This window comes from Pseudomonas sp. 28 E 9, assembly GCF_900004785.1.
Lineage (GTDB): Bacteria > Pseudomonadota > Gammaproteobacteria > Pseudomonadales > Pseudomonadaceae > Aquipseudomonas > Aquipseudomonas orientalis_A.
This window is the reverse complement of record NZ_CVTK01000042.1, coordinates 114,647-139,221: the sequence shown is the minus strand read 5'-3', so window position 1 is coordinate 139,221 and position 24,575 is coordinate 114,647. Positions and strand designations below refer to the sequence as shown.

Below are 24,575 nucleotides of genomic sequence, written 5' to 3'. Positions count from 1 at the left end.
TCCTGCCGGGTTGCCCACGGATTCAAGCCTGCGTTCGGCCAGCGTGGTTTAACGGGGCGCCTGAGATCAAAAGCAGATCAAGAGCGACTCGCTTGGCATCGTGGTTACAGTTGGCTGCTACGGTCTGGAAAATTGTGCAGATACCTATGCTCCGATAGGAGTCAGCCAGATACCGATGTGCAAGCTGACACACTGCAATCGGGGGCAAGCCCCCTCCCACATTTTTTGCGCGTGCTCCCATGACGGCCGGACAGCCTATAGCGATCTGACTGATGCACTGCAATCCAAATGTAGAGGCTTGCTCCCATGACGGCCAGACAGCCAATAGCTATCTGACTGTTGCACTGCAATCCAAATGTGGGAGGGGGCTTGCCCCCGATGGCGGCCTCAGAGCCGACCAGGATGCTGGATCAGACCGAGTACGGTAACGGCTGCTTAGGGTTCCGCCCTGACTGCGGCCCACGGATTCAAGCCTGCGTTCGGCCAGCGTGGTTTAACGGGGCGCCTGAGATCAAAAGCAGATCAAGAGCGACTTGCTTCGCATCGTGGTTACCGTTGGCTGCTACGGTCTGGAAAATTGTGCAGATACCTATGCTCCGATAGCAGTCAGCCAGACACGGATGTTCAAGCTGACACACTGCAATCGGGGGCAAGCCCCCTCCCACATTTTTTGCGCGTGCTCCCATGACGGCGGGGCAGCCTATAGCTGTCTGACTGATGCACTGCAATCCAAATGTGGAGACTTGCTCCCATGAAGGCGGGACAGCCTATAGCTATCTGACTGATGTACTGCAATCCAAATGTGGGAGGGGGCTTGCCCCCGATGGCGGCCTCAGAGCCGACCAGGATGTTGGATTGGACCGAGTACATATCCGTTTCTGCGGTAACGGCTGCTATGGGTTCCGCTTTTACAGCGGCTCACTTTTGAAAAGCGCAAAAGTAAGCAAAACGCTCTTGCCCCACCACTCGGCACCTCGCTTAGGCTCGGTGTGCCCGAACGCAGGCTTGAATCCGTGGGCCGCCGCCACGCGCCATCCATGGCGCGGGGCGGCTAACCCGGCGTCCTGCCGGGTTGCCCACGGATTCAAGCCTGCGTTCGGCCAGCGTGGTTTAACGGGGCGCCTGAGATCAAAAGCAGATCAAGAGCGACTCGCTTCGCATCGTGGTTACCGTTGGCTGCTACGGTCTGGAAAATTGTGCAGATACCTATGCTCCGATAGGAGTCAGTCAGATACCGATGTGCAAGCTGACACACTGCAATCGGGGGCAAGCCCCCTCTCACATTGCTTGCATTTGAGCTTTAGAATCGGGTTTGTACAGCCACCTCGAACGTTCGCGGTGAGCCGAGGTAATACGCCGGTGATACGTGGGCGAATTCGGCATACACCTCATTGGTCAGGTTGCGCACCCGGCCGGTTATCGAGGTGTGTGTGTCCACTTTATAGCGCAGAAAACTGCCGAACAGCGTGTAGGCCGGCACCGTCTGGGTGTTGGCATTGTCGGCATACACCTGGGCGACATGGCGCGCGTCGACGCCGCCTTGCCAATTTTCTGAAAAGTCATAGGTCAGCCATAGATTGCCCACGCGCTTGGGCACGTTGGTCGGTGTATTGCCTTGACGCGACACCACGGAGCCGCTGGCGGTTTTCTCGTTGAAGTCGTCGTATTGCGCGTCGACCCAGGCGACGTTGCCTTCAGCCAGTAATCGGGGGGTGATGCGCAGCGAACTGGCCAGTTCGATGCCCCTGGATGACTGCGCACCCACGGGAATGCTGCGGGTCGGGTCCAGTGGGTCGGTCACCGCAAAGTCCTTGCGCTCGATCCTGTAGACGGCAAGCGTGGCGGCGCCGCGACCCTCGAGGTAGTCGAACTTGCTGCCTATTTCCCATTGCTTGCCGGTCGATACGTCGAACACCTGAGTCGTGGTGCTCGGCTGTTCGGCGGCGGTGCTGTATTGCACGTAGACGTTGGCGGAGGGCATGAACTGGTAGGTCAAGCCCACGCGCCCGGTCACCGGTTCCCAACTGCGCTGGAGGTGCCTGGGGTTGGCGGCTGTCACCGTTCTGTGGTTGGTCACGTCCAGGTCGATGGCGTCGTAGCGCAGGCCGGTGAGCAGCGACAAGGTGTCGGTCAAGCCCAGGCGGTTTTCCACGAACAACGCTTTTGTAGTCACTGCACTGGTCTTGTCTTTGACGAAACCGCGCCGCGTGCCCGGTATGTCGTAGAAATGGCCGGGCTGATAGCCGTTCGGCTCGACGGTGCTGTTGCCCGGCACGTTCAGCGGGCTGTTGGTGGTGCTGTTGACCTTGTATTCGAAGCCCGCGGACCAGCTGGTGGCCAGGCCGAAGACGGTGTCCTCATGGCGCAGCTCGAACTGGTTGCCGTTCTGCTCACCCTGATGCCGCACCTGATAGGCGGTGGAGCGGTTCACCGCGCTGTTGTCGGCGTTGTACTGGTAGGTTTCCAGGTTGCGGTAATCGCGCTGGCTGTCGAGGTGGTAGAGGGTGTTTTTCAGGGTGGTGCTGTCGTTGATCCGGTAGTCAATGATCGAGCGTGCCCAGCGTGTGCGCTGCTCATAGCGACCGTCCGCGACGTTGTAGTTGTTGAAGCGGTTGTGCCGGTCGATCTTCAGCTCGCCGGCCTTGGGGTTGAGCACGGGAGTGCCCCAGTAGGGGCTGTCTTCGTGCTCGTCCTGGTATTCCAGGGCCAGGGTGTGGGACAGGTCCGGGGTCAGGTCGCTGAGCAGGGAAAACGCCATGCTCCAGGCCTCGCGCTGGTCGCGGTCGATGTAGCTGTGCTGGGTGTTGCGGCTCACATCCAGGCGTGCGTAATGCTGCACCTCGGCGCCGGGCTCGGTGAGCGCATGGTTCAGGCCCAACGCCAGGCCGGCGGTGTCATGGCTGCCATAGGTCAACTGGCCCTCGACGGCGTGTTCCTCACGGCTGGCCAGCCTGGTCACGTAGTTCAGCGAACCGCCTACGGAGCCTGCGCCATTGATCAGGGAGGAGGGACCGCCGACCAGTTCGACACGGTCGTAGATCCACGCATCCACCGGCCGCGCGAGGCCGGTGGCGACGTTGATACCGTTGAACATCTGGGTGATCTGGCTGCTGGTGAACCCGCGGTATGAGACGAACCCGCCAAAGCCCGGTGGCGCGCTGGCGTTGACGCCGGGCAGGGTATTGGCCGCATCGCGAAAGGTCTTGGCGCCATGGCGTTCGATGTCGTTGCGCGTGGCAACGGCCACCGACGCCGGGGTTTCGCGCATGCTCAATCCCAGCCGCGACGCCATGCCGCTGGGTTGATCCAGGGACAGGCCGGGATCGACGGTTTGCTCGCCTTCGATGGTGGTCGGGGCCAGCTCAAGGGCTGGGGCGCAAACAGGCAGGCAGCCGCACAGGCCCGCCAGCAAGGGTAAATGTTTCATGGTTGATTCCTGAAAACTTGGCGTGAAAACAACGCACGACCGCGCGTATTTCCGCATGGAAACAGGGGGCGGTGCGCAGGGACAGCGCAGGGATCAGGCGAAGGCGGGCGGCGCGCGCGGGTGGGCCGTGGGCCAGGTGAGACGGGCGGGGATGTCGGCGGCAAGTACCACGGCCGCAGGCGGGGCGTGCGGCTGTGGCAACACCGCTACATTCAGGTGACTGCTGAGCGCAGGGCCCATGCCGCCGGTGGAGCACAGGGGGCAACCGAACGCCTTGGACAGTGTTGGCAGGCTCTCATCGGTAGAGTCTGATTGCACGGGCGCCTGGGTGCGCGGGTCGACCGTACAGAACTGACCGCTGATGCCGTTGAGCTGCATCCCGACCATTTGCCCGTGCCCGATGCTGCAGGCGAACACATTGAACAGGACGCAGCCATACAGCATCCAGGCAATGAGCGAGCGGTCGGTTCGGGCAAGTTTCATGGGGCGGCACTTTACCATCAGCTGCCGACGAAATACCTGCAAAAAATATCAGAGCGTCTAAGCTCATTCCCACCATTTCTGGGGACGCCCGCCATGAGCTTCGTCGTTGCGCGCTGGATCGTCGGGATTTTCACCTGCATCAGCATGGTGCATTTGTACTGGGCCGCCGGTGGAAAATTCGGCAGCCTGGCCGCCATACCGCAATTACCCGGCGAATTTGCCGGCGGGCCAAGGCCGGCTTTCAAGCCCTCGACGCTGGGTACATTCCTGGTGGCAATGGGATTGGTGGCGATTGCGCTGCTGGTCTGCCTGCGTGCCGGACTGTATTTTTCGCCGGTGTCCCATGGGGCGCTGCAATGGGGGATCAGTGCGATTGCCGTGGTGATGTTTGCCCGGGCGATCGGCGATTCGGAGCTGGTGGGTTTTTTCAAAAAGGTCGTGGGCTCAAGGTTCGCCAGGCTGGACACCTACTTTTATTCGCCGCTGTGCCTGGTGTTGGGCGCTGGCCTGTTGGTAGTGGCATGGGCCTGAGATAAGGCAATCTGATGGCCCCTCTGTAACAAAATTCTCGCCAGAATCGCTTTTATTTTCAGGTGGTTAGGTGAGGAAGCCAATGCGCACTGTGGGAATCATGCTGGTTGCTTGTTCACTGGCCGGCGGCGCGGCAGCCGTGCAGGCACGAGAGCTGCGCGAGGGCGACAAATATATGTGCAGCTGGGGCGCGGGCACGGCCGCCAGGGCCCAGGAATTGAAGCTCTCGGGGGTGTCGCTGTACGCCGCGCGGCAAAAGATCCAGACCCTCAAGTTCAACAAATCGTGGATGCGCATGATGGCCATGGGCATTACCGAGCAGACCTATGACAGCCGCTCACGGCTCAAGCCCGAGGCGATTCGCCAGAGTTTCTATCAGGATTGCCTGCGTTATAAAGTGGCGCGCAAATAAGCGCCTGTCGCAGGTTCCTGCGCAGCGGTTTACAAATCCACGACAAATGCCGTGTAAGTATTTGCATACAATCACCTCCTTGATCGGGAGGCGTGTATGCATGTGCTTATTCGAGCGGCGACCGTCGATGACGTCGACACGCTCATTACAATCCGTACGTCTGTGGTGCAAAACCACCTGAGTGTCGAACAGATGGCTGACCTGGGGATCACACCGCAGGCACTGACCGACACCCTGCGCACCGCCCCGTGCGCCTGGGTCGCGGAAGTGGACGGCCAGGCGGCGGCCTTTTCCATGGTCGATCTGGAGGCTGGCGAGGTGTTCGCGATGTTCGTGTTGCCCACGCACGAGAACCTGGGGCTGGGCCGGCAGTTGATGGCCGAAGCCGAGGCGGCATTGTTCGAACATCACGACCGCCTGTACCTCATCACCGATGGTCGCGATGAGATCCGCGCCAACGGGTTCTATCAGCGCCTGGGTTGGCTGAACGCTGGCGTCGCAGACGGTGACGACGTCCGCTACGAAAAGCGCAGGGCGCGCTGACTTATGAGCGCTTCGGTCTCCCAGTCAGCCGACAGCTTGCGCAACTTCGTGGTGGGCGTGCTGGGGGTTGCGGCGCTGCTGGGTTTCTATTTTGTACAACTCAATGCCGAGGCGGACCGCCAGCGTGAAGCCGCCGCCGAGCAGTTGGCCTTGTGCGTTCATTTGAAGCGGGTCGCCGGTGCGAACGCCTCAACCCATGTCGAACTTGGCAAGGCATGCGAGCAAGTGAACATAGAGTTTTTGAACCGCGTAAAAGTGGAATAAGTAATAACCTTATTTATACAATGGATTAAGTTCGGTATCGGTCGCTAACTTGCACCAAAAAGTGGCACAGACAGGCCTCTTACCTTAAAAAACATGTGGTTATTGAATGACTTACAACGGTTTAATCCGACGAAAGGAATAAAATAATCTTGTGAGCCGATTTTGCAGTCGCTACTATAGCCGGGCGTTCACCTCCCACGGTTTATGCATTTTTAAATCCCAAGTTTCCATCAGCTACTTGGGATTTTTTTTGCCTGGAATTTGATCTTCGCACCCCAGTGCCGACACAACTCGCCCGTCAGAGCGCCGTATCAGAGGCGGCGCAGAAAGGACTTGACGATGTGTCGGGTGGCGTCGGTAGTGTCCAATTCGTCGAGGGTACCGTAGGCGTACCACTGGCATTCGACGATCTCGTTGCACGGCCGTGCCTCGTCGATATTCACGACCGAAGCTTCAAACACATGATGCAGGGTGTCGCGGGCCTTGAGCTCCTGCAAGTACAGCAAGCCGTCCACGTTCAACCCCGTCTCTTCTTCCAGCTCGCGTTGCGCCGCGCCCACCGGGCGTTCACCACGCTCTACCTTGCCGCCCGGCAATGCCCATTTCGATCTGGCCTTGCGTACAAAGAGGATGTGCCCTTTGTGTTCGCAGATGACGGTGGCCCGTATTTTCATCGTTTATACCTGTTACGGGATATTTGTCATAAAAGTGTAATGCAATTGTCATGCTAAGTGGTTATGGCGCGTCGGGCCGTGTATGTGGATACTGCCCGACTGATTTGAACGAACGAGGAGAGCAGATGAGCACCGTACGTTGGGGCATGATCGGCTGTGGCAGTGTGACCGAATTGAAGAGTGGACCGGCTTTCTACAAAGCGCCAGGCTCGGCCCTGGTCGCCGTGATGGGACGCCGTGAGGAAGCCGTGCGCGATTATGCGACACGCCATGGCATTGCCCGCTTCTACACCGATGCCCAAGCCCTGATCGACGACCCCGAGGTGGACGCGGTGTACATCGCCACGCCACCCGACAGCCACCTTGAGTACAGCTTGATGGTGGCGGCGGCGGGCAAACATTGCTGCGTCGAAAAGCCCATGGCGTTGAACGCCGAGCAGAGTGCGTTGATGCAACGCACCTTCGAGCGCGCCGGGCTGCATCTGTTCGTCTCCTACTATCGGCGCTCATTGCCGCGTTTCCAGCAGGTGCGCACCTGGTTGCAGGAAGGCCGTATCGGCGAGTTGCGCCACCTGACCTGGACCCTGTGCAAGCCCGCAGCCCCGGCAGACACCCACCCGGCCAACTGGCGCACGGATCCTGCGATTGCCGGCGGTGGTTACTTTGCCGACCTGGCCAGCCACGGCTTTGACCTGTTCCAGTACCTGGCGGGCGATATCGTCGAGGTCTCGGGCTTTACCGCGCGGCAGGCCGGACGCTATGCGGCGGAGGACGCAGTGACGGCCTGCTGGACCTTCGCCAATGGCGCATTGGGCATGGGCTGCTGGAACTTTGTCGCTGACCGCCGCGAAGACCGGGTCGAGCTGATCGGCAGCCGTGGGCGCATCACGTTTGCGGTATTCGAAGACCAGCCGCTGCGCCTCGAAGGGGAGACCGACGAGGTGCTGGAGGTGCCGTGCCATGCGCATATCCAATGGCACCACGTACTGGCGATGAATGCCCATATCCGTGGCGATGCCAAACATCCTTCGCTGGCGATCGAGGCGTTGAAGACCGATCGCATCCTGGACAAGGTGCTGCAACGTTACTCCCAACACCCTTAGTCAGCGCGATAGCGTGATGCTTCATTTTTTTGGAAGGATATCGCGATGAAATACTGGATGCTGGTGTGGCTGTTGATCGTGACTGGCGTGACGGCGGCGCCGCGCAATCAAGGGCAGGCGGGGGAATTTGATTTTTATGTGTTGTCGCTGTCATGGTCGCCGACGTTTTGCCTGACGCACCCGAACAATGAGCAATGTTCGGGCAAGGGCTACGGCTTTGTACTGCATGGGCTGTGGCCGCAATATGCCAAAGGCGGGTGGCCGGCATCCTGTGCGACGCAATCGCGGTTGAGCGATGAAGCGCTGGAAAAAGGCGCCACGCTGTTCCCTTCGCGTGCGTTGCTCAAGCACGAATGGGCCAAACATGGGACCTGCAGCGGGCTTGAGCCGATGGAGTATTTGGAAAAATCCGACACGGCGTTGGGCACGGTGGTCATTCCGCAACAACTGCAGCCATTCAACACGCCACCGTCATTGTCGTCCGGCGAGATCGAGGCACTGTTCCGCGACAGCAACCCGCGCATGGGCGACCACGGCATGGCCGTCATCTGCAAAGGCAAGGTGTTGTCTGAGGTGCGCGTATGCCTGACTAAGGACCTGGCCTTCGCCGGCTGCCCACGCAGCGTGAAAAGCCAGTGCCGCGATGGCGATATTCGGATTCCGGCGCAGCGCTGATTCCGAATGTCTAGCGCTGTCCGAGGGGCATTTTGTTCAATACCTCAGCCATTCCAGCCTTTACCGTGATGCCATCCCTGTCTGGCATCACGAAAAGGAACTGCAATGAGCTTGACTCTTTCCATGGCCGCCTTCGCCCTGGCCACGTCCATCACGCCGGGACCGGTCAATGTGGTCGCCTTGAGTGCCGGCGCGCGCTTCGGGTTTGCCGCCAGCCAGAAGCATGTGCTTGGCGCGGCTGTCGGCTTCACATTGCTGCTGGTGTTGATCGGCCTGGGCTTGCACGAAGTGCTGCTGCGCTGGCCGATCCTGACCCAACTGATCCAGTGGGGCGGGGTGGCATTCCTGTTGTACATGGCCTGGAAGCTCGCCGTGGATGATGGGCAGTTGCACGCCGATGGCGCCGCCACTGCGCCATCGATGCTGTATGGCGCGATCATGCAGTGGCTCAACCCCAAAGCCTGGCTGGCCTGTGTGGCGGGGATGGGGTTGTTTGCGGCGGACGGCGAGCCCAGGCAAGTCTGGCTGTTTGCCAGCCTCTACCTGGTGATCTGCTACCTGTCGGTGGCGTGCTGGGCCTACGCCGGAACCTTTCTGCGGCGCTACCTGCACAATCCCAAGGGGGTCAGAGTCTTCAACCGCTCCATGGCCGCGTTGCTGGTGGCCAGTGTGGGTTATTTGCTGATGGCTTGAGCGTTTCGCGGTATTGCCCGGGCGTGGCGGCGAAATGCTGTTTGAACGCACGCTGGAAATGCGCCTGGTCGGCAAAGCCTGCGGCCAGGGCGACGTCGGCGATCAGCGCGCCATTGCGCAGTTGAGTGCGGGCGAACTGGATGCGGTGGTTGACCAGGAACGCATGGGGCGTCAGCCCGTAATAGTGCTTGAAGGCGCGGATCAGGTAGGACGGCGACAGCTCGGCCGCGAGGCAAATGTCCTCGAGCTTCAAGGCCTCGGTACAGTGTTCACGGATGTAGTCGGCGGCCCGCTCCAGCTTGTGATTGACCTCGCGCATGGGGGTGAGGGAAGGGTTCAGGCGTTGCTGCACTTCGCTGAAGTAGCCCACCAGCGCGCTCTGCTTGTGCAGCAGTTCGGCCCGTTCATCCACCAACAGCCGGTACAGCGCCAGCAAGCCGTTGTACAACGCGGTATCCCGCGTATGGGGCGTGTTGAACGCACGGTAACCCTGGTCGGTGCTAAACCCCAACTGATGCTGCAGGTCGGTCAGCCAGGGCGTGTCGAGGTAGAGCATATGGTAGGACCAATGCTCGTTTTCGATGGGATTGCACGCATGCACGTCGCCGGGGTTCATCAACACCACGGTGCCGGCGCTGATCACGAAGGTCTGTTCGCCATAGTGGTAATAGCTGCGCCCGGCGGTGATAGCGCCAATGGAAAAATGCTCATGGGCGTGGCGGGTGTAGGTGACCTTGCGCCCATCGGCAATGGTGCGCGCCTCGATGAACGGCAGACGCTCGTCGCGCCAGAAGCGCGGCGAGTGCGCAGGGTGAGCGGGGCTGTTCAACGACATGGCGATGGCTCCTGCCTGTTATGCGGGCACCAGAAAGGCCGCTTCCAGCAATTGCCGAGTATAGGCATGTTGCGGGTTGGCGAAAATCGTCGCGGCGTCCCCTTGCTCCACCACCTGGCCCTGCTTGACCACCATCAACTGATGACTCAGCGCCTTGACCACCGCCAGGTCATGGCTGATGAACAGGTAGGTCAGGTTGTACTTGGCCTGCAAGCTGCGCAGCAGTTCCACCACCTGGCGTTGCACCGTACGGTCCAGCGCCGACGTCGGTTCGTCCAGCAGGATCAGGCGCGGCTTGAGCACCAGGGCGCGGGCAATGGCGATGCGCTGGCGCTGGCCACCGGAAAACTCATGGGGGTAGCGATGCCGCGATTGCGGGTCCAGGCCGACCTCCTTGAGCGCGGCGATGATCGCGGCTTCCTGCTCGGCCGGCGTGCCCATCTTGTGAATGCGCAACCCTTCGCCGACGATCTCGCTGACGCACATGCGCGGGCTCAGGCTACCGAAGGGGTCCTGGAACACCACCTGCATTTCCCGGCGCAACGGGCGTACCTGTTGCTGGGTGAGGCGATCAAGCTGCTGGCCTTCGAAGCGAATCCCGCCTTGGCTGCCAATCAAGCGCAGGATCGCCAGGCCCAGGGTGGATTTGCCCGAGCCGCTTTCGCCGACGATGCCCAGGGTCTGCCCCTGGGGCAGGCTGAAGTTGATGCCGTCCACGGCCTTGACGTAATCGACGGTGTTGCGCAAAAAGCCTTTTTTGATCGGGAACCAGACTTTCAGGTCGTCCACTTCCAGCAGCGTCGGCCCCACGGCATTGCCGGCCGGCCCGCCGCTGGGTTCGGCCGCCAGCAATTCCTGGGTGTAAGGGTGTTGCGGCGCCTGGAACAGCGTCTCGCAGTCGGCCTGTTCGACGATGCAGCCCTGTTGCATCACGCACACCCGGTGAGCGATCCGGCGGACCAGGTTCAGGTCGTGGCTGATCAGCAGCAACGCCATGCCCAGGCGCGCCTGCAGTTCCTTGAGCAGTTCCAGGATCTTCAGTTGCACCGTCACGTCGAGAGCCGTGGTCGGCTCATCGGCAATCAGCAGTTCCGGCTCGTTGGCCAGGGCCATGGCGATCATCACGCGCTGGCGCTGGCCTCCGGAGAGTTCGTGGGGCAGCGCCTTGAGGCGTTTGTGCGGCTCGGGAATGCCCACCAGTTCCAGCAGTTCCAGGGTGCGCCGGGTGGCGACCTTGCCGGTGAGGCCCTTGTGCAGGCCGAGCACTTCGTTGATCTGTTTCTCGATGCAGTGCAGCGGGTTCAGCGAGGTCATCGGCTCCTGGAAGATCATCGCGATGCGGTTGCCGCGAATGTGCCGCAGGGTCTTTTCCTTGAGCGTCAGCAGGTCTTGCCCGGCGTAGTTGATGGTACCGGAGGGGTGCCGGGCCAGAGGGTAGGGCAAGAGGCGCAGGATCGAATGCGCCGTCACCGATTTGCCCGAGCCGCTTTCGCCGACCAGGGCCAGGGTTTCGCCGCGCTTGATATCGAAGCTGACGTGATTGACCACGCGATGCTGATGCTCGCCGGTGACGAACTCGACACTGAGGTCGCGGATTTCGATCAGATTGTCCTGATTCATCTCATTTCCTCGGGTCGAAGGCATCGCGAGCGGACTCGCCGATAAACACCAGCAGGCTCAACATGATCGCCAGCACGGCGAACGCGCTCATGCCCAGCCACGGCGCCTGCAGGTTGGATTTGCCCTGGGCCACCAGTTCGCCCAGTGACGGTGAGCCGGCCGGCAGGCCGAAACCCAGGAAATCCAGGGCGGTGAGGGTGCCGATGGCGCCGGTGAGGATGAACGGCATGAACGTCATGGTCGAGACCATCGCATTGGGCAGGATATGGCGAAACATGATCGCGCCGTTCTGCATGCCCAGCGCACGGGCCGCGCGCACGTATTCGAGGTTGCGCCCGCGCAGGAACTCGGCGCGCACCACGTCCACCAGGCTCATCCACGAGAACAACAGCATGATGCCCAGCAGCCACCAGAAATTGGGCTGCACGAAGCTGGCGAGAATGATCAGCAGGTACAGCACCGGCAACCCGGACCAGATCTCCAGGAAGCGTTGCCCGGCCAGGTCCACCCAGCCGCCATAGAAACCCTGCAGGGCGCCGGCGATCACGCCGATGATCGAGCTGAGCACGGTCAGCGTCAACGCGAAGAGCACCGATACGCGAAACCCGTAGATGACCCGCGCCAGGACGTCGCGGCCCTGGTCATCGGTGCCCAGCAGGTTGACGCTCGACGGCGGCGCGGGGGCTGGCACTTTCAGGTCGTAGTTGATGCTCTGGTAGCTGAACGGAATCGGTGCCCACAAGGTCCAGGCATCCTTGGCCTTGAGCAGTTCCTGGATATACGGGCTCTTGTAGTTGGCTTCCAGGGGGAACTCGCCGCCGAAGGTGGTCTCCGGGTAGCGCTTGAGCGCCGGGAAATACCAGTCGCCGTCGAAGTGCACGGCCAGCGGCTTGTCGTTGGCAATCAATTCGGCGCCCAGGCTCAGCACGAACAGGATCAGGAACAGCCACAGCGACCACCAGCCACGCTTGTTCGCCTTGAACCGCTCGAACCGGCGGCGATTGAGGGGGGACAGGTTCATCTCAATGCTCCCGGCTGGCGAAGTCGATCCGCGGATCGACCAGGGTGTAGGTGAGGTCGCCGATCAGTTTCACGATCAGCCCCAGCAGGGTAAAGATAAACAGCGTACCGAACACCACCGGATAGTCGCGGTTGATCGCCGCTTCAAAGCTCATCAGGCCCAGGCCGTCGAGGGAGAAGATCACTTCCACCAGCAACGAGCCGGTAAAGAAGATGCCGATAAAGGCCGAGGGGAAACCGGCGATCACCAGCAGCATCGCGTTGCGAAACACATGGCCGTAGAGCACGCGGTGGTTGGTCAGGCCCTTGGCCTTGGCGGTGACCACGTACTGTTTGTTGATCTCGTCGAGAAAGCTGTTCTTGGTCAGCAGGGTCATGGTGGCGAAGTTGCCGATCACCAGGGCGGTCACCGGCAGGGCCAGGTGCCAGAAGTAATCGAGAATTTTGCCGCCCCAGCTCAATTCGTCGAAGTTGTTCGACGTGAGCCCGCGCAAGGGGAACCAGTCCAGGTAACTGCCGCCGGCAAACACCACGATCAGCAGGATGGCGAACAGGAACGCCGGGATCGCATAGCCGACAATGATTGCCGAACTGGTCCACACATCGAAGTGACTGCCGTGACGCGTGGCCTTGGCGATGCCCAGGGGGATCGACACCAGGTACATGATCAGGGTGCTCCACAACCCGAGGGAAATCGACACCGGCATCTTCTCCTTGATCAGGTCGATGACCTTGGCGTCACGGAAGAAGCTGTCGCCGAAGTCCAGCCGGGCGTAGTTCTTGACCATGATCCACAAGCGTTCCGGCGCCGACTTGTCGAAACCGTACATTTTCTCGATTTCCTTGATCAGCGCCGGGTCCAGGCCCTGGGCGCCACGGTAGCTGCTGGAGCCGGCCACCGAAACCTCGGCGCCGCCACCGGCAATGCGGCTGGTGGCACCGTCAAAGCCTTCGAGCTTGGCGATCATCTGCTCCACCGGGCCGCCCGGGGCGGCCTGGATGATGACGAAGTTGATCAGCAGAATCCCGAACAGCGTGGGGATGATCAGCAACAGGCGACGAACAATATAGGCCAGCATTCAATCGCCTCCGCTCGCCGCTTCGGCGCTTTGCGTGGTGTCCAGGGGAACCGCCGGTTTGACGTCGGGTTTGGCCCACCAGGTGGCGGTGCCGACGTCATAGCGCGGTGAGACTTTCGGGTGGCCGAGGTGGTCCCAGTACGCCACACGGAACGTCTTGATGTGCCAGTTGGGAATCACGTAGTAGCCAAACTGCAGCACGCGGTCCAGTGCCCTGGCGTGGGCAATCAGGCTTTTGCGCGAGTCGGCGTCGATCAGTTGCTCGACCAACTGATCGACGGCGGGGTCCTTGAGCCCCATGTAGTTGCGGCTGCCCGGTTTGTCGGCGCTGGACGACTTCCAGAACTCACGCTGCTCATTACCCGGCGAAGTGGATTGCGGAAAGCTGCCGACCAGCATGTCAAAGTCCCTTGAGCGCAGGCGGTTGACGAACTGCGACACGTCGACCCGGCGAATCACCAGGTCGATACCCAGGTCGGCCAGATTGCGCTTGAACGGTAACAGGATGCGCTCGAACTCGGTCTGGGCCAGCAGGAATTCGATGGTCACCGGTTTGCCGGTGGTGTCGACCATCTTGTCATCGACGATCTTCCAGCCGGCTTCCTGCAGCAACTGGTACGCCTGGCGCTGCTGCGCGCGGATCATGCCGCTGCCGTCGGTTTTGGGCGGTTCGAACGCCTGGGTGAAGACGTCGGCGGGGATCTTGTCGCGCAGCGGTTCGAGAATGGCCAGTTCATCCGGGCCGGGCAAGCCGGTGGCGGCCATTTCCGAGTTCTCGAAGTAACTGCGGGTGCGCGTGTAGGCACCGTTGAACAGCTGTTTGTTGCTCCATTCGAAATCCAGCAACAGGCTGATGGCCTTGCGTACCCGCACGTCCTGGAACATCGGTTTGCGCGTATTGAACACGAAACCCTGCATGCCGGTGGGGTTGCCGTTGGGGATTTCTTCCTTGATCAAGCGGCCCTGGGCCACGGCCGGAATGTTGTAGGCGTTGGCCCAGTTTTTCGCGCTGAACTCCAGCCAATAGTCGAACTGCCCGGCTTTCAGGGCTTCCAGGGACACCGTGCTGTCGCGGTAATAATCAGTGATGCGGTTATCGAAGTTATAGAAACCCTTGGCCACCGGCAGGTCCCTGGCCCAGTAGTCCTTGACCCGCTCGTAGCGAATCATGCGCCCGGCCTTGACCTCGGCCACCTTGTACGGGCCGCTGCCCAGCGGTATTTCCAGATTGCCTTTGGAAAAGTCGCGGTTGGCCCACCAGTGCTTGGGCAGCACCGGCAATTGCCCGAGGATCAGTGGCAGCTCGCGGTTGTTGGTGCGCTTGAATTTGAACAGCACCCGCAGCGGGTCTTCGGCAACCACTTCATCCACGTCGGCGTAGTAGGTGCGGTAGAGCGGGGTGCCGTCCTTGATCAGGGTCTGGAAGGTGAACACCACGTCTTCGGCGCGGATCGGGTGGCCGTCATGGAAGCGTGCCTCGGGGCGCAGGTAGAAGCGCACCCAGCTGTTGTCGGGGGCCTTCTCGATCTTGCCGGCCACCAGGCCGTATTCGGTAATGGGCTCGTCCAGGCTCTGCATCGCCAGCGTGTCGTAGATCAGCGGCAGATTGTCCGCGGGCACGCCCTTACTGATATACGGGTTGAGACTGTCGAAGCCGCCCATGGCCGATTCGCGGAAGGTGCCGCCTTTGGGGGCGTCGGGGTTCACGTAGTCGAAATGCTTGAAGTCGGCGGGGTACTTGGGGGGCTCGTTATAGAGCGTCAACGCATGTTGCGGGGCGGCCTGGGCCGCGCCGCACAGCAACAGGCCGGCCAATACAGTACTGCGCAAGGACATCATTGGGCTTTCTCCGAAGCTTTCAGCCACCACGCGCTCAAGCCCAGGCTGTAGGGCGGCGTGGTGACAAAGGCGAACCGGTTGCGGTACGCCAGGCGATGATAGTTGATGTACCAGTTGGGAATGCTGTAGTGCTGCCAGAGCAGCACCCGGTCCAGGGCGCGACCGGCAGCCAGTTGTTCTTCGCGGGTCTGTGCCGCGAGCAGTTGTTCGAGCAGGTGATCGACCACGGGGTTGGCGATGCCCGCGTAATTCTTGCTGCCCTTGATGGTGGCCTGGCTGGAATGAAAATACTGCCATTGTTCCAGCCCCGGGCTGAGGGTCTGGTTGAGGGTGACCAGGACCATGTCGAAGTCGAACTGATCCAGGCGCTGCTTGTACTGTGCGCGGTCAACGGTGCGCAGGCGCGCGTCGATGCCGATACTGATCAGGTTCTCGACATAGGGCTGCAGGATGCGCTCCAGGTTCGGATTGACCAGCAGGATTTCCAGGCGCAGCGGTTGCCCGTCCTTGTTCAGCAGGCGTTGGCCGGACAGCTTCCATCCGGCCTCGCCAAGCAGGGCCAGGGCACGGCGCAGGGTTTCACGCGGGATGCCGCGACCGTCGGTCTGCGGCAGGCTGAAGGCCTGGGTAAACAGGTTGGCCGGCAACTGCTCGCGGTACGGCGAAAGCATCAGCCACTCGTGCCCGACCGGCACGCCCGTGGCCGAGAACTCGCTGTTGGGGTAGTAGCTCAAGGCGCGTTTGTAGGCGCTGCTGAACAGGGTGCGATTGGTCCACTCGAAGTCGAACATCAACCCCAGGGCTTCGCGCACCCTGGTCTGGCTGAAGGCCGGTCGCCGGGTGTTGATGAACAGGCCCTGGCTCTGGGTGGGAATCCGGTGGGCGATCTGCGCCTTGATGACCTCACCGCGATTCACTGCCGGGAAGTTGTAGCCGGTGGTCCAGTTTTTTGCCTGGTGCTCGATATAAATGTCGAATTCGCCCGCCTTGAAGGCTTCAAAGGCGACGTCGCTGTCGCGGTAGAACTCCACCTCGACCTTGTTGTAGTTATACAACCCCTGGTTGACCGGCAGGTCCTTGCCCCAGTAATCCTTGACCCGTTCGAACACCAACTGGCGACCAGGAGTGACCTTGCTGATACGGTACGGCCCGCTGCCCAGCGGCGGTTCGAAGGTGGTGGCCTTGAAGTCGCGATGTTTCCAGTAATGCTGGGGCAGCACGGGCAGCTCGCCCAGGCGCAGGATCAGCAGCGGGTTGCCGGCGCGCTTGAATACAAAGCGGATGCGATGGCGATTGAGCACATCGACCCGCGCCACTTCCTGCAGGTTGGTACGGTACTGCGGGTGGCCTTCGGTCAACAGGGTGCGATAGGAAAATGCCACGTCATCGGCGGTAATTGGCGTGCCATCGTGAAAACGCGCTTCGTGGCGCAGGTTGAACACCACCCAGCTGCGGTCTTCGCTGTATTCCACCGACTGGGCAATCAGGCCGTAGCTGGAAGTCGGCTCGTCACCGGACGGCGCGTACTGGCCGGTGCCGACCATCAGCGGCTCGTTGAGCTCGTTGACGCCGTATTGCAGGAAGTTGGGGGTGGAAACCGGGCTGGAGCCCTTGAAGGTGTAGGGGTTGAGGGTGTCGAACGTGCCAAAGGCCATCACCCGCAGTGTGCCGCCTTTGGGCGCTGCAGGGTTTACCCAATCGTAATGGGTGAATTTGGCCGGGTACTTGAGCGTGCCGAACTGCGCGTAACCGTGGCTCTCGGTAATCGTCGCGTTCGCCGCAAAGCTCAAGGCCAGACTTATTAGTAGAAGGAGGGGACGCTTCAAGTCAGAGATCCGATCCGGGCGGCTTGGGCTTTATGATCGGTACAGTAACAGCTTGTTCCGGTTGGAAAAAGCCAGTTGGGACGATGGAGATCAATGTGGGAGGGGGCTTGCCCCCGATGGCGACCATAGGGCCGACCAAGATGCTGGATCAGACCGAGTACATATCCGTTTCTGCGGTAACGGCTGCTATGGGTTCCGCTTTTACAGCGGCTCACTTTTGAAAAGCCGGAATGCCGGCCCAGTCAAAAGTAAGCAAAACGCTCTTGCCCCACCACTCGGCACCTCGCTTGGGCTCGGTGTGCCCTCCCTCCGGCTGGAATCCGTGGGCCGCCGCAATGGGCCATCCATGGCCCAGTGCGGCTAACCCGGCGTCCTGCCGGGTTGCCCACGGATTCAAGCCTGCGTTCGGCCAGCGTGGTTTAACGGGGCGCCTAAGATCAAAAGCAGATCAAGATCAAGAGCGACTCGCTTCGCATCGTGGTTACCGTCGGCTGCTACGGTCTGAAACGTTGTGTAGATACCTATGCCCCGATAGCAGGCAGCCAGACAGCGATGTGTAAGCTGACACACCACCATCGGGGGCAAGCCCCCTCCCACATAGGTTCCTCGGTGTTTCTGAGGCCTCAGCGCGGGCCCGACACCACCAGCATCTGCCCAGGCTTCAATGCCTGGCCGGTACGCGGGTTCCAGCGCTTGAGGTGTTGCATCTCGACATTGAAGCGCTTGGCGACCATGTACAGCGAGTCGCCTTTCTTGACCTTGTACTGCACCGGCTTTTTCGCGGCGGCTTTGCGCGTGTCCTGCATCACCAGGGTCTGGCCGACCTTGAGCGCCTGGCCGTTGAGCTTGTTCCAACGCTGCAGGTCGTGCACATCGACCTTGTTGGCCTTGGCGATCAGCGTGAGGTTGTCGCCGTTGCGCACTTTGTAGCTGCGGGTACGCCCGGCAACCGTCTTGGTCTCGACTTCGTCGAACACCGGCTTTTTCGGGCGCATGCTCAACAACTCTTCGGGCTTCATCATCGACAGGGTGCTGGTGAGCAGTTGCGCCTTGGAGGTGGGCACCAGCAGATGCTGGGGGCCATCCAGGGTAGTGCGTTGTTTCAGGGCCGGGTTGAGCTGGAACAGCTCGTCTTCATCGATTTCCGCCAGCGCGGCGACCCGGGACAGGTCCATGCTTTGCTTGACTTCAACCACTTCGAAATAAGGCGTGTTGGCGATCGGGTTCAGGTTGACGCCATAGGCCTCGGGGGCCAGCACCACCTGGGACAGCGCCAGGAATTTGGGCACGTAGTCCTTGGTTTCCTGGGGCAGGGGCAGGTTCCAGTAGTCTGTCGGCAGGCCAAGCTTCTCGTTGCGCTCGATGGCCCGGCTGACCGTACCTTCACCCGCATTGTAGGCCGCCAGGGCCAGCAGCCAGTCACCGTTGAACATGTCATGCAGACGGGTCAGGTAGTCCAGGGCGGCAGTAGTGGAGGCGGTGATATCGCGGCGGCCATCGTAGGCGCGGGTCTGGCGCAGGTTGAAGTAGCGCCCGGTGGAGGGGATGAACTGCCACAAGCCGACCGCATCGCTGCGCGAATAGGCCATTGGGTTGTAGGCACTTTCAATCACCGGCAGCAGCGCCAGTTCCAGGGGCATGTTGCGCTCTTCAAGGCGCTCGACGATGTAATGAATGTAGAGGCTGCCGCGTTCCCCGGCGTTCTCCAGGAAGGACGGGTTGCTGGCGAACCACAGGCGCTGTTGCTCGATGCGCGGGTTGACGCCGACGCCGTCCTGCAATTGAAAGCCCCGACGCATGCGTTCCCAGACATCCTGGGGCACTTCGGGGCTGGGCTTCTCTGAAAGCCAGATAGGTTTTTGCTTGATCTTGGCAGCAAGATTGGGTTTGGGTTGCACGGTGGATTGTGCAGCGTAATGAGTCGATTGGCAGCCCGCCAGAGTTGCGGAAACGGCCACCGCCACGGCTTGAGCCAGGCGGGTCAATGCGTCTGAAGAAATGGATTTACGAATAGATGACGACATTGGCTGGAAGTAAGTTCCGGGCAAAAATGTCGGGCGATTCTAGAAAGCGCTTTGGTTCCGGTCAACCATTCAGAAATTTCGTATCAGATCGCTTCGGCTTAGAACTTATCTTTCCAGGCCCTCAAGCTAGCAAACACCTCGGCCCCAGAGCGGTTGTCGCGTCCATTCCGTTCGTCCGCTTTTTGTTTAACGGATGTTTCAGAGGTGCGCAGGAAAGGGTTAGTACGTTTTTCAAGCGCCAGGTTGGACGGCAGGGTCATCTCGCCACGCGCCCGCAACTGAGCGACTTGCGCCACCCGTTCAGCGATGTCGGTGTTATGCGGTTCCACGGCTTGGGCAAACTTGAGGTTACTTTGTGTGTATTCATGGGTGCAGTACACCAGGGTGTCGGCGGGCAGGGCGGCCAGGCGCTCGAGCGAGGTATGCATCTGCTCCGGCGTGCCTTCGAACAGGCGACCGCAACCGGCGGCAAACAGCGTGTCGCCACACAACAACACGCCTTGATGGTAATAAGCGATGTGGCCGAGGGTGTGGCCGGGCACGGCGTACACGGCGAAGTCCAGGCCGAGCACGGTGATGTGGTCGTTGTCCTGCAAGTCGACGTCCCGGGCCGGGATATTTTCGTTCGCGGGGCCGTAGACCTTGGCGCCGGTGAGCTTTTTGAGTTGCTCGACACCGCCGACATGATCATGGTGATGGTGAGTGACCAGGATGTCGCCGAGTACCCAGGAAGGGTTCTGCTCAAGCCAGGCGATGACCGGCGCGGCGTCACCGGGATCGACCACGGCGCAACGTTGGGTTCGCTCATCCTGTAACAACCAGATGTAGTTATCGGTGAAGGCGGGCAGGGCACTGATCTGTATCATTCTTCGATTCGCCAAGCTGAACACATTGGTGCATCTTAGAACGTCTAGGCGAATTGGAGAATGCAATGACTGATAAAGCGTTCGCCCAGGCCGATCCCGAGTGGCTGGCTCTGATCGGTGCCGCCCGCGAATGGCTGTCCGGGCCGCTGGGGCAATTGCTGCTGGATGAAGAGCGGCGCATGCTCGAACACGAGTTGGGCCGGTTCTTTGGCGGCTACCTGGTGCATTACGGCCCCTCGGCCGATTCGCCACCGAGCGCTCCGCAGGTACAACGCAATGTACGCCTGGGGGCGCCGTTGCCGGGCGTGGAAATCGTCTGCGAGGAACAGGCCTGGCCGTTGAGCGAACACGCCGCCGATGTGGTGGTGTTGCAGCACGGCCTGGATTTCTGCCTGTCTCCCCACGGTTTGTTGCGCGAAGCCGCGAGCAGCGTGCGCCCGGGTGGTCATTTGCTGATTATTGGCATCAACCCCTGGAGCAGTTGGGGCCTGCGCCACCTGTTCGCCCATGACGGTTTGCGCCAGGCGCGTTGCATTGCGCCTTCGCGGGTCGGCGACTGGTTGAACCTGCTGGGCTTCGCGCTGGAGAAACGCCGCTTCGGGTGCTATCGTCCGCCGCTTGCGTCCGCCAAGTGGCAGGGCCGTCTCGCTGGCTGGGAACGCCGCGCAGGCGCCTGGCAACTGTCGGGTGGCGGCTTCTATTTATTGGTCGCACGCAAGATCGTGGTCGGCCTGCGCCCGGTGCAGCAAGTGCGCCGCGAGCCGCTCGGCAAGCTGGTGCCAATGCCGCTGGCCAAGGTCAACCGCGAACAACGTCAACCGTAAAACCTCATTTTGATTCAGGCCGAATAACCGATGACCGATAGTGTAGAACTCTTCACCGATGGCGCCTGCAAGGGCAACCCCGGCCCCGGCGGCTGGGGCGCATTGCTGGTGTGCAAGGGCGTGGAGAAGGAGTTGTGGGGCGGCGAAGCCAATACCACCAACAACCGCATGGAACTGATGGGCGCCATTCGCGGCCTCGAAGAGCTGAAGCGGCGCTGCAACGTCCTGCTGGTGACCGACTCGCAATATGTGATGAAGGGCATCAACGAGTGGATGGTCAACTGGAAGAAGCGCGGTTGGAAAACGGCGTCCAAGGAGCCGGTCAAGAATGCCGACCTGTGGCAATTGCTCGATGAGCAATGCAACCGCCATGACATCACCTGGAAATGGGTGCGTGGGCATATCGGCCATCCAGGCAACGAGCGTGCCGACCAACTGGCCAACCGTGGCGTGGATGAAGTGCGCGGCTACAAGCAGAGCTGATGCCAGCTGACGTGTTAACATCGCGCCCCTTGAACACACTACACCGTTGAGAGCTGAACCCTGATGGCCATCCGATCCGTTGTACTCGATACCGAAACCACCGGCATGCCGGTGACCGATGGTCACCGGATCATCGAAATCGGTTGTGTCGAACTGATGGGGCGCCGTCTGACCGGTCGTCACTTCCACGTTTACCTGCAACCGGACCGCGACAGTGACGAAGGCGCGATCGGCGTCCACGGCATCACCGACGAATTCCTCAAGGGCAAGCCGCGCTTTGCCGAAGTGGCCGATGAGTTTTTCGAGTTCATCAACGGCGCCCAACTGATCATCCATAACGCGGCGTTCGACGTCGGCTTCATCAATAATGAATTTGCCCTGATGGGGCAGATGGACCGAGCGGATATTTCCCGGCACTGCTCGATCCTCGACACCTTGATGATGGCCCGCGAGCGTCACCCCGGCCAACGCAACAGCCTTGATGCCTTGTGCAAGCGGTATGGCGTCGACAACTCCGGGCGTGAACTGCACGGCGCCTTGCTCGACTCCGAGATCCTGGCTGACGTTTACCTGACCATGACCGGTGGGCAGACCAGCCTGTCGCTGGCCGGTAATGCAACCGATGGCAGCGGTTCGGCGGAAGGCTCGGGCAATCGCCCCTCGGAGATCCGTCGCCTGCCGGCAGACCGCAGGCCCACGCCTGTCATCCGAGCCAGCGAGCAGGATCTGGCCGAGCATGTCGCGCGGTTGGAAGCGATTGCCAAGGCGGCGGGCGCGCCGGCGTTGTGGACTCAGTTGACCCAACAGTAACCTTGGTTCAACGCAGTAAAATGTGGGAGGGGGCTTGCCCCCGATAGCGGTGGGTCAACCGACCTCAGTGTATGCTGGGCCGACGTCTTCGGGGGCAAGCCCCCTCCCACATTTGATCTTTGCTGCTTTAAGCATTTCGTTCGCTTACTGACTGGTATTAGGGCTTGCCCCCGATTACGGTGTGTGCGATCAACAGTTGATCCCCACCGTCTTCAAAATCTTCATTCGCCACATTCGCTTCCAGCCTCTACCCTGAGTGCAAGCCCTCAGGAGTAGGCGCGCTCATGTACAAAGACCTGAAGTTTCCCGTCCTTATCGTGCACCGTGACATCAAGGCCGACACCGTTGCCGGAGACCGGGTTCGAGGCATCGCCAGGGAGTTGGAGCAGGAAGGCTTCAGTATCTTTTCTGCCGTGGACTACGCCGAAGGGCGGTTGGTGGCGTCCACCCACCATGGTCTGGCGTGCATGCTGATCGCAGCGGAAGGCGCCGGGGAAAACACCCACTTGCTGCAAAACATGGTCGAGCTGATCCGCCTGGCGCGGGTGAGGGCGCCCAACCTGCCGATCTTCGCCCTGGGCGAACAAGTCACCCTGGAAAACGCCCCGGCTGACGCCATGAGCGAACTCAACCAGCTGCGCGGCATTCTGTATCTGTTCGAAGACACCGTGCCGTTTCTGGCGCGCCAGGTCGCCCGCGCTGCGCGCACCTACCTCGATGGCCTGCTGCCGCCGTTCTTCAAGGCCCTGGTGCAACACACCGCCGACTCCAATTACTCATGGCATACCCCGGGCCATGGCGGTGGCGTGGCCTATCGCAAAAGCCCGGTGGGGCAGGCGTTTCATCAGTTCTTCGGGGAGAACACCCTGCGCTCGGACCTGTCTGTTTCCGTCCCCGAACTGGGCTCGCTGCTCGATCACACCGGGCCGCTGGCCGAAGCCGAAGCCCGCGCCGCCCGCAATTTCGGCGCCGACCATACGTTCTTCGTGATCAACGGCACCTCCACCGCCAACAAAATTGTCTGGCACTCCATGGTAGGCCGCGACGATCTGGTACTGGTGGACCGCAATTGCCACAAGTCGGTGCTGCATTCGATCATCATGACCGGCGCGATCCCGTTGTACCTGTGCCCGGAACGCAACGAACTGGGGATCATCGGCCCCATCCCCTTGAGTGAGTTCAGCCCCGAATCGATCCGCGCCAAGATCGACGCCAGCCCGCTGGCCCGGGGCCGCCCGGCAAAGGTCAAGCTGGCGGTGGTGACCAATTCCACCTACGACGGCCTGTGCTACAACGCTGAACTGATCAAGCAGCAATTGGGCAACAGTGTGGAGGTGCTGCACTTCGATGAGGCCTGGTATGCCTATGCGGCGTTCCACGAGTTTTTCGCCGGGCGCTATGGCATGGGCACGTTGCGTACGCCGGACAGCCCATTGGTGTTCACCACGCACTCCACCCACAAGTTGCTGGCGGCCTTCAGTCAGGCATCGATGATCCATGTGCAGGATGGCGGTGCGCGGCAGCTGGACCGCGACCGTTTCAACGAAGCGTTCATGATGCATATCTCCACGTCGCCGCAATACAGCATCATCGCCTCGCTGGACGTAGCCTCGGCGATGATGGAAGGGCCGGCGGGTCGCTCGCTGTTGCAGGAAATGTTCGACGAGGCCCTGAGTTTCCGCCGTGCACTGGCCAATCTGCGTCAGCATATTGCCGCCGATGATTGGTGGTTTTCCATCTGGCAGCCGCCCTCGGTGGCCGGTATCGACCGGGTCGCAACGGCTGACTGGCTGCTGCACCCCCAGGACGACTGGCATGGTTTCGGCGACGTGGCTGAAGATTATGTGTTGCTGGACCCGATCAAGGTCACGCTGGTGATGCCCGGCCTCAACGCCGGTGGCGCCTTGAGCGATTGCGGGATTCCCGCCGCCGTGGTCAGCAAGTTCCTCTGGGAGCGTGGCCTGGTGGTGGAGAAGACCGGGCTGTATTCTTTCCTGGTGCTGTTTTCGATGGGCATCACCAAAGGCAAGTGGAGTACCTTGCTCACCGAGTTGCTGGAGTTCAAGCGCAGCTATGATGCCAATGCCAGCCTGGCCAGTTGCCTGCCTTCGGTATATGCCCAGGGCCCGGTCCGTTATCAAGGCCTGGGGTTGCGCGATCTGTGCAACCAGTTGCACAGTTGCTATCGCAGCAATGCGACAGCCCGGCACCTCAAGCGTATGTACACGGTGTTGCCGCAGATCGCGATGAAACCGGCCGACGCCTACGATCAGTTGGTCAGGGGGGAAGTGGAAGCCGTTTCCATCGATGCCTTGCCAGGACGCATCGCAGCCGTGATGCTGGTGCCCTATCCGCCGGGCATCCCGTTGATCATGCCGGGCGAGCGCTTTACCGAGTCAACGCGTTCGATCGTCGATTACCTGGCGTTCGCCCGCACGTTCGATAGCAGTTTCCCCGGCTTTGTCGCTGATGTGCATGGGCTGCAACATGAAGATGACGGCAGTGGTCGTTGTTACACCGTCGATTGCATCAAAGGTTAAGGAA

General features: G+C 60.9%; 22 protein-coding genes. 11 read left to right on the top strand and 11 right to left on the bottom strand.

All coding sequences use genetic code 11. The features are described 5' to 3' along the window. Window positions 1-1,300: 1,300 nt before the first annotated feature. Both BFQ00_RS11050 and BFQ00_RS11045 read right to left on the bottom strand, forming a co-directional pair. The gene (locus tag BFQ00_RS11050; protein ID WP_065933544.1) at window positions 1,301-3,427 is read right to left on the bottom strand and encodes a TonB-dependent receptor; all 2,127 of its coding nucleotides are present in this window, start codon (window positions 3,425-3,427) and stop codon (window positions 1,301-1,303) included. 93 nt (window positions 3,428-3,520) lie between these two features. Continuing rightward, a complete protein-coding gene (locus BFQ00_RS11045) occupies window positions 3,521-3,910 on the bottom strand; it encodes a DUF2946 domain-containing protein (protein ID WP_065933543.1) in 390 nt (129 codons plus the stop codon). A gap of 93 nt (window positions 3,911-4,003) precedes the next feature. Here BFQ00_RS11045 and BFQ00_RS11040 point away from each other — a divergent pair, with 93 nt between their 5' ends. The 4 genes from BFQ00_RS11040 (at window position 4,004) to BFQ00_RS11025 (ending at window position 5,660) form a co-directional block, all read left to right on the top strand. Continuing rightward, window positions 4,004-4,441, top strand: coding sequence for a DUF3995 domain-containing protein (locus BFQ00_RS11040; protein ID WP_065885234.1), 438 nt, complete (start codon window positions 4,004-4,006; stop codon window positions 4,439-4,441). 82 nt (window positions 4,442-4,523) lie between these two features. Further along, window positions 4,524-4,853, top strand: coding sequence for a hypothetical protein (locus BFQ00_RS11035; RefSeq protein WP_065895349.1), 330 nt, complete (start codon window positions 4,524-4,526; stop codon window positions 4,851-4,853). A gap of 96 nt (window positions 4,854-4,949) precedes the next feature. Next, a complete protein-coding gene (locus BFQ00_RS11030; protein WP_065885236.1) occupies window positions 4,950-5,396 on the top strand; it encodes a GNAT family N-acetyltransferase in 447 nt (148 codons plus the stop codon). A gap of 3 nt (window positions 5,397-5,399) precedes the next feature. After that, entirely contained in the window at window positions 5,400-5,660 is a 261-nt protein-coding gene (locus tag BFQ00_RS11025; RefSeq protein ID WP_065933542.1) for a hypothetical protein, read from the top strand. Between the two features lie 311 nt (window positions 5,661-5,971). Here the strand turns inward: BFQ00_RS11025 and BFQ00_RS11020 are convergent, their stop codons facing one another. Next, a complete protein-coding gene (locus tag BFQ00_RS11020) occupies window positions 5,972-6,334 on the bottom strand; it encodes an NUDIX hydrolase (protein ID WP_065933541.1) in 363 nt (120 codons plus the stop codon). Between the two features lie 125 nt (window positions 6,335-6,459). Here BFQ00_RS11020 and BFQ00_RS11015 point away from each other — a divergent pair, with 125 nt between their 5' ends. From BFQ00_RS11015 to BFQ00_RS11005, 3 genes are all read left to right on the top strand, one after another. Then, window positions 6,460-7,437 carry a Gfo/Idh/MocA family protein gene (locus tag BFQ00_RS11015; RefSeq protein ID WP_065885239.1) on the top strand — a complete coding sequence of 326 codons (978 nt, stop codon included), beginning with the start codon at window positions 6,460-6,462 and terminating at the stop codon, window positions 7,435-7,437. 45 nt (window positions 7,438-7,482) lie between these two features. Then, window positions 7,483-8,112: a ribonuclease T2 family protein gene (locus BFQ00_RS11010; RefSeq protein ID WP_065933540.1), complete on the top strand. Its 630-nt coding sequence runs from the start codon at window positions 7,483-7,485 to the stop codon at window positions 8,110-8,112. Window positions 8,113-8,217: 105 nt separating this feature from the next. Continuing rightward, a complete protein-coding gene (locus BFQ00_RS11005) occupies window positions 8,218-8,805 on the top strand; it encodes a LysE family translocator (protein WP_065933539.1) in 588 nt (195 codons plus the stop codon). Here BFQ00_RS11005 and BFQ00_RS11000 read toward each other — a convergent pair. The 8 genes from BFQ00_RS11000 to gloB all read right to left on the bottom strand — a co-directional run bounded on the left by BFQ00_RS11000 (window position 8,747) and on the right by gloB (window position 19,914). Further along, window positions 8,747-9,640: an AraC family transcriptional regulator gene (locus tag BFQ00_RS11000; protein WP_065885242.1), complete on the bottom strand. Its 894-nt coding sequence runs from the start codon at window positions 9,638-9,640 to the stop codon at window positions 8,747-8,749. The genes BFQ00_RS11005 and BFQ00_RS11000 overlap by 59 nt on opposite strands. Before the next feature lie 18 nt (window positions 9,641-9,658). Continuing rightward, on the bottom strand, window positions 9,659-11,260 hold the full coding sequence (locus BFQ00_RS10995; protein ID WP_065933538.1) for an ABC transporter ATP-binding protein: 1,602 nt from the start codon (window positions 11,258-11,260) through the stop codon (window positions 9,659-9,661). Window position 11,261: 1 nt separating this feature from the next. Continuing rightward, complete coding sequence (locus tag BFQ00_RS10990; RefSeq protein WP_017738565.1) at window positions 11,262-12,281, bottom strand: ABC transporter permease; 1,020 nt, start codon at window positions 12,279-12,281, stop codon at window positions 11,262-11,264. Window position 12,282: 1 nt separating this feature from the next. Then, window positions 12,283-13,359, bottom strand: coding sequence for a microcin C ABC transporter permease YejB (locus BFQ00_RS10985; protein WP_057725155.1), 1,077 nt, complete (start codon window positions 13,357-13,359; stop codon window positions 12,283-12,285). Then, complete coding sequence (locus BFQ00_RS10980; RefSeq protein WP_065933537.1) at window positions 13,360-15,198, bottom strand: extracellular solute-binding protein; 1,839 nt, start codon at window positions 15,196-15,198, stop codon at window positions 13,360-13,362. Then, the gene (locus BFQ00_RS10975) at window positions 15,195-17,024 is read right to left on the bottom strand and encodes an extracellular solute-binding protein (RefSeq protein WP_065933536.1); all 1,830 of its coding nucleotides are present in this window, start codon (window positions 17,022-17,024) and stop codon (window positions 15,195-15,197) included. Before BFQ00_RS10975 ends, BFQ00_RS10980 begins: the two co-directional genes overlap by 4 nt. A gap of 623 nt (window positions 17,025-17,647) precedes the next feature. Then, complete coding sequence (locus tag BFQ00_RS10970; protein ID WP_065895368.1) at window positions 17,648-19,048, bottom strand: transglycosylase SLT domain-containing protein; 1,401 nt, start codon at window positions 19,046-19,048, stop codon at window positions 17,648-17,650. A gap of 98 nt (window positions 19,049-19,146) precedes the next feature. Then, window positions 19,147-19,914, bottom strand: coding sequence for a hydroxyacylglutathione hydrolase (gene gloB, locus BFQ00_RS10965; protein WP_065933535.1), 768 nt, complete (start codon window positions 19,912-19,914; stop codon window positions 19,147-19,149). A gap of 65 nt (window positions 19,915-19,979) precedes the next feature. Between gloB and BFQ00_RS10960 the strand changes: the two genes are divergently transcribed. The 4 genes from BFQ00_RS10960 to BFQ00_RS10945 all read left to right on the top strand — a co-directional run bounded on the left by BFQ00_RS10960 (window position 19,980) and on the right by BFQ00_RS10945 (window position 24,571). Beyond that, window positions 19,980-20,738, top strand: a complete 759-nt coding sequence (locus tag BFQ00_RS10960) for a class I SAM-dependent methyltransferase (protein ID WP_065933534.1) — start codon at window positions 19,980-19,982, stop codon at window positions 20,736-20,738. Between the two features lie 30 nt (window positions 20,739-20,768). Further along, a complete protein-coding gene (gene rnhA, locus BFQ00_RS10955) occupies window positions 20,769-21,221 on the top strand; it encodes a ribonuclease HI (protein WP_057725161.1) in 453 nt (150 codons plus the stop codon). 69 nt (window positions 21,222-21,290) lie between these two features. Next, window positions 21,291-22,031, top strand: a complete 741-nt coding sequence (gene dnaQ / locus BFQ00_RS10950) for a DNA polymerase III subunit epsilon (protein WP_163001637.1) — start codon at window positions 21,291-21,293, stop codon at window positions 22,029-22,031. Between the two features lie 284 nt (window positions 22,032-22,315). Further along, the gene (locus tag BFQ00_RS10945) at window positions 22,316-24,571 is read left to right on the top strand and encodes an Orn/Lys/Arg family decarboxylase (RefSeq protein WP_065933533.1); all 2,256 of its coding nucleotides are present in this window, start codon (window positions 22,316-22,318) and stop codon (window positions 24,569-24,571) included. The last annotated feature ends 4 nt before the right edge of the window (window positions 24,572-24,575 follow it).